Here is a 14,267-nt window from a genome sequence, read left to right as displayed (position 1 = left end):
CGACGTCGGACACCAGCACCGGAACGGCCGGTCGCCGAGGGGGAGTTGATGGTCAAGATCACCGATGTGGCACGGCATGCCGGGGTGTCGCCGAGCACGGTCTCGTACGCCCTCAGCGGCAAGCGGCCGATCTCGGAGGAGACCCGGCTGCGCATCGAGGCCAGCATCCACGCACTCGGCTACCGGCCGCACGCGGGCGCCCGCGCCCTGGCCAGCAGCAGGTCCAACGTGCTGGCACTCGTGGTGCCGTTCCGCGTCGGCATGCATGTGCCGGTCGTCATGCAGTTCGCCGTGTCGGTGGTGACCGCGGCACGGCGGCACGACCACGACGTGCTGCTGCTCACGCAGGAGGAGGGGGAGGAGGGGCTGCGGCGCGTCGCGGACACCGCGCTGGTCGACGCGCTGATCGTGATGGACGTCCAACTGCACGACGCCAGACTGCCGTTGCTGCGCGTGCTCGACCGGCCGTCCGTGCTCATCGGCTTCCCCGCCGAACCGGCCGGACTCACCTGCATCGACCTGGACTTCGAAGCGGCGGGCGCGGCCTGTGTGACGCATCTGGCCGAACTCGGCCACCGGTGCGTGGCCCTGGTCGGCTCGCCGCCCGAGGTCTATCTGCGCGAGACCGGCTTCGCGCAGCGCGTCGCCCACGGATTCACCGCCGCTGCGGACGAGCGCGGGCTCGTCTCGATGGTCCACCCGTGCGGCGCGACCCAGGCGGCGGCCCGGGAGATGGCGCAGCGGCTGCTCACCGAACACCCTGAGCTGACCGGTCTCGTCGTGCACAACGAACCGTTGGTGCAGCCGCTGATCGAGGCCTTCCAGGAGCTGGGGCTGCGCGTGCCCGAGGACCTGTCCCTGGTGGCCATCTGCCCCGACGAGCAGGCCGAGCAGGCGCCGCTCCCCGTCACGTCCGTGGCGGTGCCCACCGCGGAGATCGGCGCGGAGGCGGTGGAGCTCCTGATGCGCAAGCTGGACCGACTCCCCGTACCGGAAGCCACGTTGCTGCCGCCCCGGCTGACGCGCCGGGCGACCACCGCGCCGCGGGGCCTGCACGGCTGAGCGTCCGTCCGTGCGGACGGCTGAGCGTCCGTCCGTGCGGACGGCTGAGCGTCCGTCCGTGCGGACGGCTGAGCGTCCGTCCGTGCGGACGGCTGAGCGACCCGGCCGCCCGCACGGCTGAGCGCCCGGCCGCCCGCACGGCTGAGCGCCCGGCCGTCGTACAACTGCACCGCACCACCTTGTGCAGCACCACCCGCTCCATGTCCTGACCCACCCCTGCCGTCGAACCGCTTCGACCGAAGCGGTCCGGCACGATCGGAAGGAGTCACGTACGTGAGACGCAGAACCGTTCTGACCGTCCCCTTCGCCGTCGCCCTGGCGGGCGCCGCGGCCCGGCCCGCCGCGGCCGCCGGAGCCCCGGCTTCGAGCGCCACGGCCGCCTCTCCCGCGGCCCGCGCGCTCGCCGGCCGCGTGGAGGAGCTGCTCGGCCAGCTCACCCTCGACGAGAAGATCTCCCTGCTCCACCAGTGGCAGCCGGCGATCCCGCGGCTCGGCATGAAGGCCTTCCGCACCGGCACCGAAGCCCTGCACGGTCTCGCCTGGCTCGGCCCCGCCACCGTCTTCCCGCAGGCCGTCGGCCTCGGCTCCACCTGGAACCCGGAGCTCATCGAGCAGGTCGGCTCCGCCGTGGGCGACGAGGTGCGCGGCCTCCAGCACGAGCGGCCGCCGGGCTGGGGTCTCAACGTCTGGTCGCCCACGGTGCAGCTGCTGCGCGACCCGCGCTGGGGCCGCAACGAGGAGGGCTATTCCGAGGACCCCTACCTGACCGGCGTCATCTCGACCGCCTACGCGAAGGGGCTGAGCGGCGGCGACCCCGACCACCTCAAGACGGCCCCGCTGGTCAAGCACTTCCTCGCGAACAACAACGAGATCCGGCGCGACCAGACCTCCTCGGACATCAGGCCCCGCATCTACAGGGAGTACGAGGAGCCGGCGTACAAGGCCGCCATCTCGGCGGACGCGGCCTGCGGCGTGATGACCGCGTACAACCTGGTCAACGGCCGCCCGTGCACGGTCACCGACCTGAACGGCTCGGTGCGCACCTGGACCGACCGCGCGCTGATGAACGTCACCGACGCCTGGGCGCCCAACAACCTCCCCGCCACCGGCTCGCAGAAGTACTTCGACACCCTGGCCGAGGCCGACGCCGCCATCCTCAAGGCCGGTCTCGACAGCTTCACCACGGACGACGCGAACCCGGCGAACACCGTCGCCGCCGTCAACACCGCCCTGAAGGAAGGCCTGTTGGCGGAGTCGGACATCGACACCGCGGTACGGCACATCCTCGACATCCGGTTCCGGCTCGGCGAGTTCGACGAGGGCGGCGGCCCGTACGGACACATCGGCAAGTCGGTGATCGACAGCCCCGAGCACCGGCGGCTGGCCCGCCGCGCCGCCACCGAGGCGGTCGTGCTCCTGAAGAACGAGGGCGGCGCACTGCCTCTGGAGGCCCGCGGGCTGCGCAAGGTGGCGGTCCTGGGCCCGCTCGCGGACACCCTGTACGCGGACTGGTACTCCGGTGAACTCCCGTACAAGGTCACGCCGTTGGCTGGCATCAGGAAGCGGCTTGGCGCGGGCGCGACCGTCACGTCGAGCGAGGGCGTGGACCGGATCGCGCTGAAGAACGCCGCCACCGGCGCGTACGTGACGGCGGGCACGGGTGCGGCCGGGGCGGCGCTCAAGGAGACCACCGGAGAACCCGGCGAGACAGCCCACTTCGACCTCTTCGGCTGGGGCCAGGGCGTGGTCACACTCCGCTCGGCCGCCAACGGCAAGGTCGTCGGCCTGCGCGACGCCGACGGCGGCGGGCCCGAGGGCAATCAGTTCTTCAACGACCAGGAGCAGCCCAACGGCTGGTTCGTCTCGCAGCTGTTCAAGCTGGAGGAGCAGAGCGACGGGACGGTCCTGCTGCGCTACTCCGGCTACGAGAACTGGTTCGGCGAGGAGGTCTACCTGCGCGCCCGCCCCGCGGACGGCGTGCTCGTGCTCGGCCCGGCCGCCGGCGCGAGCCGCTACACGCGCGAGGTCGTCCGCGACGGCACGCAGGAGGCGGTGGCGCTGGCCCGGGACGCGGACCGGGTGGTCGTGGTGGTGGGCTCCATGCCCTTCATCAACTCCCGCGAGACCGACGACCGCGAGGACATGGGCCTGGCCGAGACCCAGTCGGCCCTGATCAAGGCAGTCCTGGCGGCCAACCCGGACACCGTGGTCGTGGTCGAGAACAGCTACCCCACCACGCTCACCTGGGAACAGGAGCACGTACCGGCCCTTGTCTGGACCACGCACGCGGGCCAGGAGACCGGCACCGCGCTCGCCGACATCCTCTTCGGCGACGCCGACCCCTCCGGCCGCCTCACCCAGACCTGGTACCGGACCGAGGACGACCTGCCCTCGATCCTCGAATACGACAACATCAAGTACGAGCGCACCTACCAGTACTTTAAGGGCGAGGTCCTGTACCCCTTCGGGCACGGCCTGTCGTACACCACCTTCCGCTACGGCCGGCCGAAGGCGGTCCGCGGCGGCATCGAGGTCGCGGTCACGAACACCGGGCGCCGCACCGGAACCGAGGTCGTCCAGCTCTACACCCGCCAGCGCAGCTCGCGCGTCAAGCAGCCCCTGAAGAAGCTCCAGGCGTTCCGCAAGCTCACCCTGAAGCCCGGGCAGACGCGCACGGTGACGCTGCCGCTGTCCCGCGACGCCCTCGCGCACTGGGACGTGACCCGCTCCCGCTGGGTCGTGGAGCGCAGCACGTACGAGATCATGGTCGGCTCCTCCGCCGGCGACATCCGCGGCCGCACCACCCTGGACATCGAGGGCGAGACGGTCCCGCCGCGTGATCTGTCGCGCACCACGCGCGCGGAGAACTTCGACGACTACGAAGGCGTACGGCTCGTGGACGAGACCAAGCCGCGCGGCACCGCGGTCGGCGCCGAATCCGCCCGCGCCTGGCTCCTGTTCGCGGACGCCGATCTGCGCTCGGGCGCGCGCCGGCTGACGGCGCGGGTGGCGAAGGAGAGCGCGGGCGACGGAGCGGTGGAGGTGCGCCTGGGCGCGCCGGACGGGCGCCTCGCGGGCCGGGCGACGGTGGCGAGCACCGGCTCCCGCTACACGTACCAGGAGGTCACAGCCACGCTCTCGGGCGCCGCCCGACGCCAGGACGTGTGCCTCGTGTTCACCGAAGGCGTGCGGCTGGCGACCTTCTCCTTGCGCTGAGGTCGGAGCAGGACTCCCGGACGGCGGGGCGAGGTCGGCCCCGCCGTCCGGGAGTCTTCCGTGTGCTTCAGCGCGTGTACGTGCGGATCCGGTAGCGCAGCCCCGAGGCGGCCACCTGCCAGCCGTGGTCCTCGGCGACCTGCCATGTGGCGTCGAGCGCCGGGGCGTAGGTGTCGCCGGCCACCGCCACGTCGACCTCGGTCACCGAGAGCATCGACGCGCGCTCCAGACAGGCGCGGTAGATCTCCCCGCCGCCCATCACCCAGACCGACTCCGGCTCGCTGTCGCCGTACGGCTTGGCCGCGAGCTCCAGCGCCTCCGCGACCGAGCCGGCGCGGTCCGCGCCCTCGGCCGCCCAGTGAGGATCCCGCGTCACGACGATGTTGCGCCGTCCGGGCAAGGGCTTGAAGCGCGCGGGCAGTGAGTCCCAGGTCCTGCGCCCCATGACCACCGGGTGTCCGAGCGTGGTGGCCTTGAAGTGCGCCAAGTCCTCCGGCAGCCGCCACGGGATCGTGTTGTCCGCGCCGATCACACCGTCGAGGCTCTGCGCCCAGATCAGCCCGACGGCGGGCGATCCGCCGTCCGTACGCGCGGTCACACCGCCACCGGCGCCTTGATCGCCGGGTGGTGCCGGTAGTCCACCACTTCGACATCGCCGTACGCGTAGTCGAAGAGGGACTCGGCCTTGCGCAGGTTCAGGCGCGGGAAGTCGTACGGGCTCCGCGACAGCTGCTCCGTCACCTGCTCGACGTGGTTGTCGTAGATGTGGCAGTCGCCGCCGGTCCAGATGAAGTCGCCCGGCTCCAGGCCGACTTGCTGCGCCACCATGTGGGTGAGCAGGGCGTAGCTCGCGATGTTGAACGGCACGCCGAGGAACAGGTCCGCGCTTCGCTGGTACAGCTGGCAGGAGAGCTTGCCGTCGGCCACGTAGAACTGGAAGAACGCGTGGCAGGGCGCCAGCGCCATCTTGTCCAGCTCGGCCACGTTCCACGCGGAGACGATCATCCGGCGTGAGTCGGGGTTGTGGCGCAGCGTGTCGAGTACCTCGCTGATCTGGTCGATGTGCCGTCCGTCCGGCGCGGGCCACGAGCGCCACTGCGCGCCGTAGACCGGTCCCAGGTCACCGTTCTCGTCGGCCCACTCGTCCCAGATCGTGACGCCGTGCTCCTGCAGCCACCGCACGTTCGCGTCGCCGCGCAGGAACCACAGCAGCTCGTAGACGATCGATTTGAGGTGCACCTTCTTCGTCGTGACCAGGGGGAACCCCTGCGAGAGGTCGTAGCGCAGCTGGTGCCCGAAGACACTCCGGGTCCCGGTCCCCGTCCGGTCGGCCTTGGCCGTCCCGGAGGTGAGCACATGTCGCAACAGGTCTTCGTACTGGTTGTCCGCCACGGGCGTCGAGTCTACCGATCACGTACGGCCCGATGACCTCGCGGCTTGCGGCGACGTCCCGGCGCGCGCCACCGGGCCCGGCGCTCGCGTTCCGCCCGGGAAAGGACCTTCGGCCCTCCCTCTGGGTGAACAAGGTCCCGGTAGTGGGCCCGGTGTGCGCGGAACGACTCTCCCGACCGTGTGCCAGGGAGGGAGATTGGTGAACAGAAGCCGATACGAGGAGTCCACGCAGAGCACAGCCGGCGCGCCGCCCCCGGGCCGCCCCCGCGCGGTACCGAGGCCGCCGCTGCGGCGTCGCGTGGCGTCGTACCAGCGGAGGGAGGGCACCCATGAGCCGGCCGACGGCACGGCCGATGTGGACGAGGCGGCAGGGCCGCCCCGGGCGGCAGAGGGCGAAGCCGGACTGCTGCCTCCAGGCGGCGGACTGCTGCCCCCGGGAGACGGACTTCCGGCAGCGGGGGAAGGGCTGCTGCCTCCGGGCATCGAGCGCGCCGACGAGGTGGCGCCGAAGGACGCACGGGACCTGACGAAGGTGCTCCTGGCGCGGCTGGCCGAGCTGGAGGAGGGCTGTGCCGAGTACCTGTACACGCGCAGGACCTTGATCGAGATGAACGTCTCCCTGGTCCAGTACGTCGCGGGGCGCTACCGCAACCGTGGAAACGGCCAGGTGGAAGACATCGTGCAGGTCGGGACCGTGGGCCTGATCAAGGCCATCGACCGGTTCGACACCGGCCGCGGCGTCGAGTTCGTCTCCTTCGCCGTCCCCTACATCCTCGGCGAGATCAAGCGTCATTTCCGGGACACCAGTTGGTCCGTGCACGTACCGCGCAGGCTCCAGGAGCTCCGGATCCAGCTGGCCAGGGCCCAGGAGCGGCTGGTGGCCGAACTCGGCCGCGAGCCGACGGTGCGGGAGCTCGCGGCCGCACTCGACGTCACCGAGGAGCAGGTCATCGAGGGCATCGTGGCGGCCAACGGCTATACGGCCGGGTCCCTGGACACCACGCAGGACGAGCGGGACGCCGGCGGAAGAGGCCGGCAGAACCGGCCGCTCGCCGAAGTGACGGGCGAGGTCGACCCCTGCTTCGAGACCTTCGAGAACCTGCACAGCCTGGCCCCGCTCCTGGCCGGACTCGGGGACCGCGAACGGCACATCATCGAGCTGCGGTTCGGCCAGGAGATGACCCAGGCGGAGATCGGCGAGGTCCTGGGCATCTCGCAGATGCATGTGTCCCGGCTGCTCTCGCAGACCCTGGGCCGGCTGCGCAGGGGTCTGCTGTCCGAGGAATGAGACGGCGCGCGCGGGGCAAGGAAGCGGAGCCGACCCGGCCGCCGGCCGGAGAGAGGGGAGGACGCCGGACCATGCGAACGATCAGGCGCACAAGGCGCCTGCTGTACAAGGCGATTTGCCTGCCGAGCGGGGAACGGGACCGTGCGGCCAAGCGGCCGGCGGGTGCCGGCCCTGCCGCACAAGGCGTCACCTTCGGGTCGCGTACCCGATGACCCCGGCCACTCCCGCGAGCACGGCCACGCTCGTCAGCGCGACCGGCAGGGTGAACCAGTCCGCCATGAAGCCGATCGCCGGCGGGCCGAGGAGCATGCCGCCGTAGCCGAGGGTGGAGGCGGTGGCCACGCCGCTCGGTCCCGCGAGGGCACCGGCGCGTTCGACGGCCACGGGGAAGAGGTTGGCGAGGCCGAGGCCGGTGACGAGGAAGCCGGCCAGCGCGAGCCAGACGGTGGGGGCGAGGGCGCCCAGGAGCATGCCGGCCGCGGCGGTGGCGCCGCCGGCGACGATGATCGGGGTCTGGCCGAGGCGCTCGAGGAGCGTGGTTCCGCTCAGCCGGCCCAGCGTCATGGCGAGAGCGAAGGCGGAGTAACCGGCGGCCGCCAGGCCGGGGTGCGCGTTCAGATCCTGTTCGAGGTGGAGGGCGCCCCAGTCGGCGAGCGCTCCTTCGCCGAAGGCCGTGCACAGGGCGATGAAGCCGAAGATCAGGACCAGGCGGCGGGTGCGGGAGTCCAGGCGGCGCGGGCCCGTGGCCTTGTCCGGCTGACCGGTCGGGGCCGCCGGAGGCGCGAGACGCAGCAGGGCGGGGCCCGCCACGGCCGTGACGAGCAGGCCGATGAGGGTGAGTCCGAGCAGGTGGGTCGTGGGGGAGAGGGAGCCGGCTATCAGGCCGCCGAGTCCGGCGCCGACCATGCCGCCCAGGCTGAAGGCGGCGTGGAAGCTGGGCATGATCGGGCGGCGCAGGGCCGCGACGAGGTCCACGGCGGCGCTGTTGAAGGCGACGTTGATGCCTCCGTACGCCGCACCGAAGACCAGAAGGACCGCCGCCAGCGCCATGGCCGAGTGCGTGAGCGGAGGCAGGGCCACGCTCAGGGAGAGCAGCACCGCGCAGACCACGGTCACCGGATGGCTGCCGAAGCGGCGGCAAAGCCGCCCGGTGAACACCATCGTCACCACCGCGCCCACCGAGACGCCGAGCAGCGCCAGGCCGAGCGCGCTGGACGAGGCGCCCGTCTGCTCTTTGATCGCGGGGATGCGGACGACCCATCCGGCGAAGATGAACCCGTCCAGGGCGAAGAAGACCGTCAGGACGACGCGCAGGCGTCGCAGGGCGGAGGGCGTGGTGGTGTCGGCGGATCCGGACCGGAGTTTGTTCAGTGTCGGCACAAAATGAGCGTAGGGGTGCGGCCGCGGTCCGGACAAGGGGGATTCGGTCACGTTCGCGCGGCCTCGTGCTCAGGTGCTCGGCCGATGTGTGCCCTCGAGGCGTCGAAGCTCCACGCCGCCATCACGTGTTCGTCAAAATGGAATACCAAAGACTCGAAGCGGTAACGATCATCCGGAATGCGGACGCGGCTAATGCTCCTGTTTGGGTCGGAAATAAGGGGCAGTCAGGGATCTAACGACAGGGTTGTCCAATGGGTGGAATGGCGCTGCGGTATACCGTGACGCCACTCCGCGCGGCCCGACCGGGCCTGCGCCCCTGCTCGTGTAAGGAGGTGTGGTCCCGTGCGTCGCCTACCTGCCGCGCTCGCGGCGGCCGCATTGCTGACGCTGGCCACCGCATGCGGGTCGCTCGCCCCGCCGGGTCAGCAGACCGCCGCAGAGCCCCGGCTCCAGGACTCCCGTCCGGTACGGGACGGCGGAACGGCCGTGATCGGCCTCAAGTCGGACCCCGACATGCTCGACCCGTCCCTGACCGGCACCCTGGTCGCCCGGACCGTGTTCACCTCCATGTGCGAGCAGCTCTACGACGTGGACCAGCGCAACCGGTTCGTGCCCCAACTCGCCGCTTCCCTGCCGAAGATCACCGACGGCGGGAAGACCTTCACCTTCGATGTGCGGCGCGACGCGCGCTTCAGCGACGGCGCCAAGCTGGACGCGAAGGCCGTGAAGACCTCGCTGGACCGGCATCTTCACCTCAAGGGTTCGGGCCGCGCCTCGGAGATCGACTCGGTTCAGAAGGTCGAGGCGATCGGCCCGTACACGGTGCGGCTGACCCTGAAGCACGCCGACACCCCGCTGCTCGGGCGGCTCGCCAACACGGCGGGCCTGATCATGTCGCCCAAGGCGATAGCCAAGTACGGCAAGAACTTTGCGGCCCACCCCTCCTGCGTCGGCCCGTTCAAGTACCACAAGCGCGTCATCGGCGACCGGATCGAGCTCAAGAAGGATCCGCTCTACTACGACGCGGACAAGGTCCACCTCGACGGCGTCACGTACAAGACCATCACCGACGGCAACATCCGCCTTGCGAACCTGCGCTCCGGAGATGTGCAGATCGGCGACCAGATGGGCCCGGTCGAGGTGAAGAGCGCCCTCGCCGACAAGGACCTCCAGCTGCTCAACACGCCCTCGCTCGGCTACATGGCGATCACGCTCAACGTCGGCAACACCGACGGGATCGACCAGCCGCCGGGCAAGCTGGACACCCCGTTCGGGCGTGATGTGCGCGTCCGCGAGGCCTTCGACCTGGCCCTCGACCGCAAGCTGATCAACAAGGTCGTCTTCCAGGACATGTACGCGCCGGCCTGCGGGCCCGTGCCGCCCGGCACCCCGCTCAGCACACCGGTCACCTGCCCGGAGCGCGACGTCGAGAAGGCCAGGAAGCTCCTGAAGGAAGCCGGGGTCGACACCCCGGTGCCCCTGGAGCTGATGATCAACACGACGCCGGAGGACAACCGGCTCGGGCAGGTCGTGCAGGCCATGGCCAAGGAGGCGGGCTTCGACGTACGGCTGCGGCCCACCGAGTTCGCCACCGGTCTCACGCGCACGCTCGCCGGGGACTTCCAGGCCCGTACCGGCGGCTGGGGCGGACAGCCCGACCCGGCCGGCAACATCGACAGCCTCGTCGGCACCGACGGCAGCAACAACCAGGGCAAGCTCTCCGACCCGGAGATCGACCGCCTGATCACCGCGGGCCGCTCCACGGCCGACGTGTCCGAACGCCGGGAGATCTACCGGAAGTTGACCGAGGCCATCAACAAGCAGCACTCGGTCATCTACCTCTACCGCAACATCAACTACGCCGTGGCCGCACAGGACATCAGCGGTATCGCGCTCTCCGGCGACGGCCTCATCCGCGTCAAGGAAGCCGGATACGTGAAGGGGGCGCAGGGATGACCACCGCCCGCAAGTGGCTCACCTCCTACCCCGGCCGGCGCCTGGGCCAGGCGCTGCTCACCATGGTCCTGGTCAGCATCACGGTCTTCGCCGGGGTGCGTGCCATGCCCGGCGACACCGCGCAGGCCATGGCCGGCGAACAGACCGACCCCGCGGTGCTCGCGGCGATCCGCGAGGAGTACGGGCTCAACGACAACATCGCGGTCCAGTACTGGAACTACATCACCCACGCGGTCACCGGCGACTTCGGCACCTCGGCCCGCAGCGGCCTGCCCGTCCTCGACTCCATCCTCGACGCGCTGCCCATCACCCTCGAACTGGCGGCGCTCGCCCTACTGTTGGCCATCGTGCTCGGCATCGGGGCCGGTGTGGTCGCGGCCGTGCGGCGCGGAAAGCCCGAGGAATGGCTCGCGAACGGCATCGCGCTGCTCGGCATGTCGGTGCCGACCTTCTGGCTCGGCATGCTGCTCGTGCTCGCTTTCGCCATCGCCATCCCGGTGTTCGCGGCCTCCGGTTTCGTCCCGTTCGGACAGGACCCGGTGGAGAACCTGCGCCGGCTCATCCTGCCCGCGATCGTGCTCGGCAGCGGACTCGCCGCCGTGGTCATGCGGCAGACGCGGGCCGCGATGCTGGACGCCCTGTCCTCGGACTACGTGCGCACCGCCCGCGCCAAGGGCCTGTCCCGGCGCGCGGTCATCGGCTCGCACGCCCTGCGCAACTCGCTCGTCACCGTCATCACGGTGCTCGGTCTCCAGCTGGGCCAGCTGATCTCCGGAGCTGTCGTCACCGAGCAGGTCTTCGTCCTGCCGGGCTTCGGCAAGCTCACCATCGACGCGGTGTTCACCCGTGACTACGCCATGGTGCAGGGCGTCGTGCTCTTCACCTCGGCCGCATACATCCTGATCAATCTCCTGGTCGACCTCCTCTACTCGGTGGTCGACCCGCGTATCCGACTGGGAGGCTCGCGATGACGGCCGCCGTCGACACCGCTCCCGTCGCGCCGGCCGCCGTGGCGAAGCCCCGCGGCCGCGCGTCCGACGCCTGGCGCAGGCTGCGCCGCAACAAGCTGGCCCTGACCGGCGCGGTCCTCGGCGCGCTCTTCGTGCTCGTCGCCGTGTTCTCCACGCTGCTCACGCCGTACGACCCCGCACAGCCCGACTTCGACCACGTGCTCGCCGCCCCGAGCTGGACACACTGGCTCGGCACCGACGACCTCGGACGCGACCAGCTCTCCCGTGTCCTCGTCGGTGTCACCGCGTCGATGCAGGTGGGTGTGCTCGCCGTGGCGCTCGCCTTCGTGGTGGCCGTGCCCCTGGGGCTGCTCGCGGGCTACTACGGGAAGTTCGCGGACACCGTCGTCTCGCGCCTGACCGACACCATGCTGGCGTTCCCCTTCCTCGTGCTCGCGGTCGGCCTGGCCGCCGTGCTGGGTCCGTCCCTGAAGAACGCCACCATCGCGATCGGCATCTCGCAGATCCCCGCGATCGTCCGGATCACCCGAGCCGAGACCCTGCGGCTGAAGCACCTCGACTACGTGGGCGCGGCCGTCGCCAACGGCGCCGGTGACGGCACGATCCTGTTCCGGCACATCCTGCCCAACGCCACCTCGGCCCTGATCGTGCAGGCCACGGTCGGCATCCCCTCGGCGATCATCGGCGAGGCGGTGCTCAGCTTCCTCGGTCTCGGCGTGCAGCCGCCGTCCCCGTCGCTCGGCGTGATGCTCTCCAGCGCGCAGCCGTTCATCGCCAACGCCCCCTGGATGGCGGTCTTCCCGGGCCTCGTCATCGTGCTCGCCACGCTGGCGTTCAACCTGCTCGGCGACGGCGTACGCGACATCCTCGACCCCCGTGGAGGCTCCCGGTGACCACCACCGCACCTTCCCCCGCAACCGGGGCGGCCAGGACCGGACCGGTCCTCAGCGTCCGCGACCTGACCGTCTCCTTCGCGGGCCCCGACGACACCGTGCACGCCGTGGACGGCGTCTCCTACGACCTCGCGCCCGGCGAAGTCCTCGCCGTGGTCGGCGAGTCGGGCTGCGGCAAGTCCGTCACGTCCATGGCCGTCATGGGACTGCTGCCCCCGACGGCCCGCATCGGCGGCTCCATCACCCTCGACGGGCAGGAACTCGTCGGAGCGGACGAGCGCACCTGGCGCCCGCTGCGCGGCCGCCGTCTGTCGATGATCTTCCAGGAGCCCATGACCTCGCTGAACCCGGTCCTCACCGTGGGCCGGCAGATCGCCGAAGTCCTCATCCGCCACCAGAAGTTGAGCAAGAAGGAAGCCCGCGCGCGGGCCGTCGAGCTGCTCGACCTCGTCGGCATCCCGGCGCCCGACCGCCGTGTGGACGAGTACCCGCATCAGCTGTCCGGCGGTATGCGCCAGCGCGTGATGATCGCCATCGCGGTGGCCTGCGACCCGGCGGTGCTCATCGCGGACGAGCCCACGACCGCGCTCGACGTGACCGTCCAGGCGGGCATCCTCGACGTCCTGAAGAATCTGCGGGACCGGCTGGGCACGGCCATCGTGCTCATCACGCACGACCTGGGCGTGGTCGCGGAGACTGCCGACCGCGTACTCGTCATGTACGCGGGCCGACCGGTCGAACAGGCCCCGGTGGACGAGCTGTTCGCCGCGCCCTCGCACCCGTACACCCGTGGTCTGCTCGGCGCCGTGCTCCGCCCCGGCAGCCGTACGAAGGACGGCCGGGCCCGGCTCAACGAGATCCCGGGACTCGTGCCCGACCTGCGCAGCCGGCCCGACGCCTGCACGTTCGCGCCGCGCTGCGCCTTCGCCGAGGACGACTGCCGCGGTGGACGGCCGCAGCTGCGCACCCTCGCGGGAGGCCACCGCATCGCCTGCCACCACCCCGTCACCCCGCAACCCGAAGAGGAGGTCTCCGCATGACCGACCGGGTGACCACCCCCGTCCTGGACGTCCGCGGCCTCCGGCGTCACTTTCCCGCGCCGTCCGGCAGCGTGCGCGCCGTCGACGGCGTCTCGCTCACCATCGGACCCGGCGAAGTCGTCGGCCTGGTCGGGGAGTCGGGCAGCGGCAAGTCGACCGTGGGCCGCTGCGTGGTCCGGCTCGACACCCCGACCGGCGGTGAGGTGGTCATCGACGGTACGGACGTCACCTCGCTGTCCGCCCGGCAGATGCGGCCGCTGCGCAAGAAGGTCCACCTGGTCTTCCAGGACCCCTCGTCCTCCCTGAACCCGCGCATGACGATCCGGCAGATCATCGCCGAACCGCTGCGGCTGCACGGACTCGCGAGCCGCGCCGAAGCCTCGGCCCGCGTGGACGAGCTCCTGCGCCAGGTCGGCCTGCGGCCCGAACTGGCCGACCGCACACCGCACCAGCTCTCGGGCGGCCAGCGCCAGCGCGTCTCCATCGCGCGCGCCCTGTCCGTGGAGCCGGCGCTGCTCGTCGCCGACGAACCCACCTCGGCCCTCGACGTGTCCGTGCAGGCCTCGGTGCTCAACCTGCTCGCGGACCTGCAGAAGGATCGCGGGTTCGGCTGCCTGTTCATCACGCACGACCTGGCGGCGGTGGAGTATCTGGCCGACCGGATCGCCGTGATGTACCTGGGCCGCATCGTCGAACAGGCCCCGGCCGGCGAGCTGTTCGCGGATCCGAAGCACCCGTACACGCAGGCGCTGCTCTCCGCGGCGCCGGTGCCGGACCCGCGGGCGGGGCGGGAGCGGATCGTGCTCGGCGGCGACCTGCCGAGCCCGCTGGATCCCCCGCCGGGCTGCCACTTCCACACCCGCTGCCCGCTCGCCACCGACCGCTGCCGCACCGAGGCCCCGGAGCTGCGGGTCCTGCCGGCCGCCGAGCCGGGCGGGGCGCCGCGCGAGGTCGCCTGTCACCTGGTGGGCGAGGACGGGAAGGCGCCGGACGCGCGGGCGGCGGCCTGAGGTGTCCGGCGTGCGGGCGGCGGCCTGAGACGTCCGCATACGAGGAGGCCCTCACCCTG

General features: G+C 71.3%; 11 protein-coding genes. 8 read left to right on the top strand and 3 right to left on the bottom strand.

From position 1 onward, the window contains the following. The first annotated feature begins 48 nt into the window (after positions 1 to 48). Positions 49 to 1,062 (top strand): LacI family DNA-binding transcriptional regulator, encoded by a 1,014-nt coding sequence (locus BLT97_RS00935; RefSeq protein ID WP_093606699.1) that lies wholly within the window; start codon positions 49 to 51, stop codon positions 1,060 to 1,062. A 273-nt stretch (positions 1,063 to 1,335) separates the two neighbouring features. After that, on the top strand, positions 1,336 to 4,278 hold the full coding sequence (locus BLT97_RS00930; protein ID WP_093606698.1) for a glycoside hydrolase family 3 protein: 2,943 nt from the start codon (positions 1,336 to 1,338) through the stop codon (positions 4,276 to 4,278). Positions 4,279 to 4,345: 67 nt separating this feature from the next. On the opposite strand, the gene BLT97_RS00925 is transcribed toward BLT97_RS00930, so the two are convergent. Both BLT97_RS00925 and BLT97_RS00920 read right to left on the bottom strand, forming a co-directional pair. Then, positions 4,346 to 4,876, bottom strand: a complete 531-nt coding sequence (locus BLT97_RS00925) for a dihydrofolate reductase (protein ID WP_093606697.1) — start codon at positions 4,874 to 4,876, stop codon at positions 4,346 to 4,348. Then, complete coding sequence (locus tag BLT97_RS00920; protein WP_093606696.1) at positions 4,873 to 5,670, bottom strand: thymidylate synthase; 798 nt, start codon at positions 5,668 to 5,670, stop codon at positions 4,873 to 4,875. Before BLT97_RS00920 ends, BLT97_RS00925 begins: the two co-directional genes overlap by 4 nt. Before the next feature lie 424 nt (positions 5,671 to 6,094). On the opposite strand from BLT97_RS00920, the gene BLT97_RS00915 reads away from it, so the two are divergent. Beyond that, positions 6,095 to 6,958 carry a SigB/SigF/SigG family RNA polymerase sigma factor gene (locus BLT97_RS00915; RefSeq protein WP_425442652.1) on the top strand — a complete coding sequence of 288 codons (864 nt, stop codon included), beginning with the start codon at positions 6,095 to 6,097 and terminating at the stop codon, positions 6,956 to 6,958. 186 nt (positions 6,959 to 7,144) lie between these two features. Here the strand turns inward: BLT97_RS00915 and BLT97_RS00910 are convergent, their stop codons facing one another. Then, positions 7,145 to 8,338, bottom strand: a complete 1,194-nt coding sequence (locus tag BLT97_RS00910; RefSeq protein ID WP_176953587.1) for an MFS transporter — start codon at positions 8,336 to 8,338, stop codon at positions 7,145 to 7,147. Between the two features lie 342 nt (positions 8,339 to 8,680). Between BLT97_RS00910 and BLT97_RS00905 the strand changes: the two genes are divergently transcribed. Genes BLT97_RS00905 through BLT97_RS00885 form a run of 5 tightly spaced genes read left to right on the top strand, consistent with a single transcriptional unit; the run spans position 8,681 to position 14,208 of the window. Further along, positions 8,681 to 10,294 carry an ABC transporter substrate-binding protein gene (locus BLT97_RS00905; protein ID WP_093606695.1) on the top strand — a complete coding sequence of 538 codons (1,614 nt, stop codon included), beginning with the start codon at positions 8,681 to 8,683 and terminating at the stop codon, positions 10,292 to 10,294. Then, on the top strand, positions 10,291 to 11,265 hold the full coding sequence (locus BLT97_RS00900; RefSeq protein ID WP_093606694.1) for an ABC transporter permease: 975 nt from the start codon (positions 10,291 to 10,293) through the stop codon (positions 11,263 to 11,265). Before BLT97_RS00905 ends, BLT97_RS00900 begins: the two co-directional genes overlap by 4 nt. Beyond that, complete coding sequence (locus BLT97_RS00895; protein ID WP_093606693.1) at positions 11,262 to 12,158, top strand: ABC transporter permease; 897 nt, start codon at positions 11,262 to 11,264, stop codon at positions 12,156 to 12,158. The genes BLT97_RS00900 and BLT97_RS00895 overlap by 4 nt, the downstream gene beginning before the upstream one ends. Then, complete coding sequence (locus BLT97_RS00890; protein WP_093606692.1) at positions 12,155 to 13,198, top strand: ABC transporter ATP-binding protein; 1,044 nt, start codon at positions 12,155 to 12,157, stop codon at positions 13,196 to 13,198. Before BLT97_RS00895 ends, BLT97_RS00890 begins: the two co-directional genes overlap by 4 nt. Continuing rightward, positions 13,195 to 14,208, top strand: coding sequence for an ABC transporter ATP-binding protein (locus BLT97_RS00885; RefSeq protein ID WP_093606691.1), 1,014 nt, complete (start codon positions 13,195 to 13,197; stop codon positions 14,206 to 14,208). Before BLT97_RS00890 ends, BLT97_RS00885 begins: the two co-directional genes overlap by 4 nt. Positions 14,209 to 14,267: the final 59 nt, after the last annotated feature.

Origin of the sequence: Streptomyces indicus (assembly GCF_900100315.1) — a bacterium.
GTDB lineage: Bacteria > Actinomycetota > Actinomycetes > Streptomycetales > Streptomycetaceae > Streptomyces > Streptomyces indicus.
The sequence above is the reverse complement of the archived record's forward strand: the minus strand, read 5'-3'. Positions and strand labels throughout refer to the sequence as shown.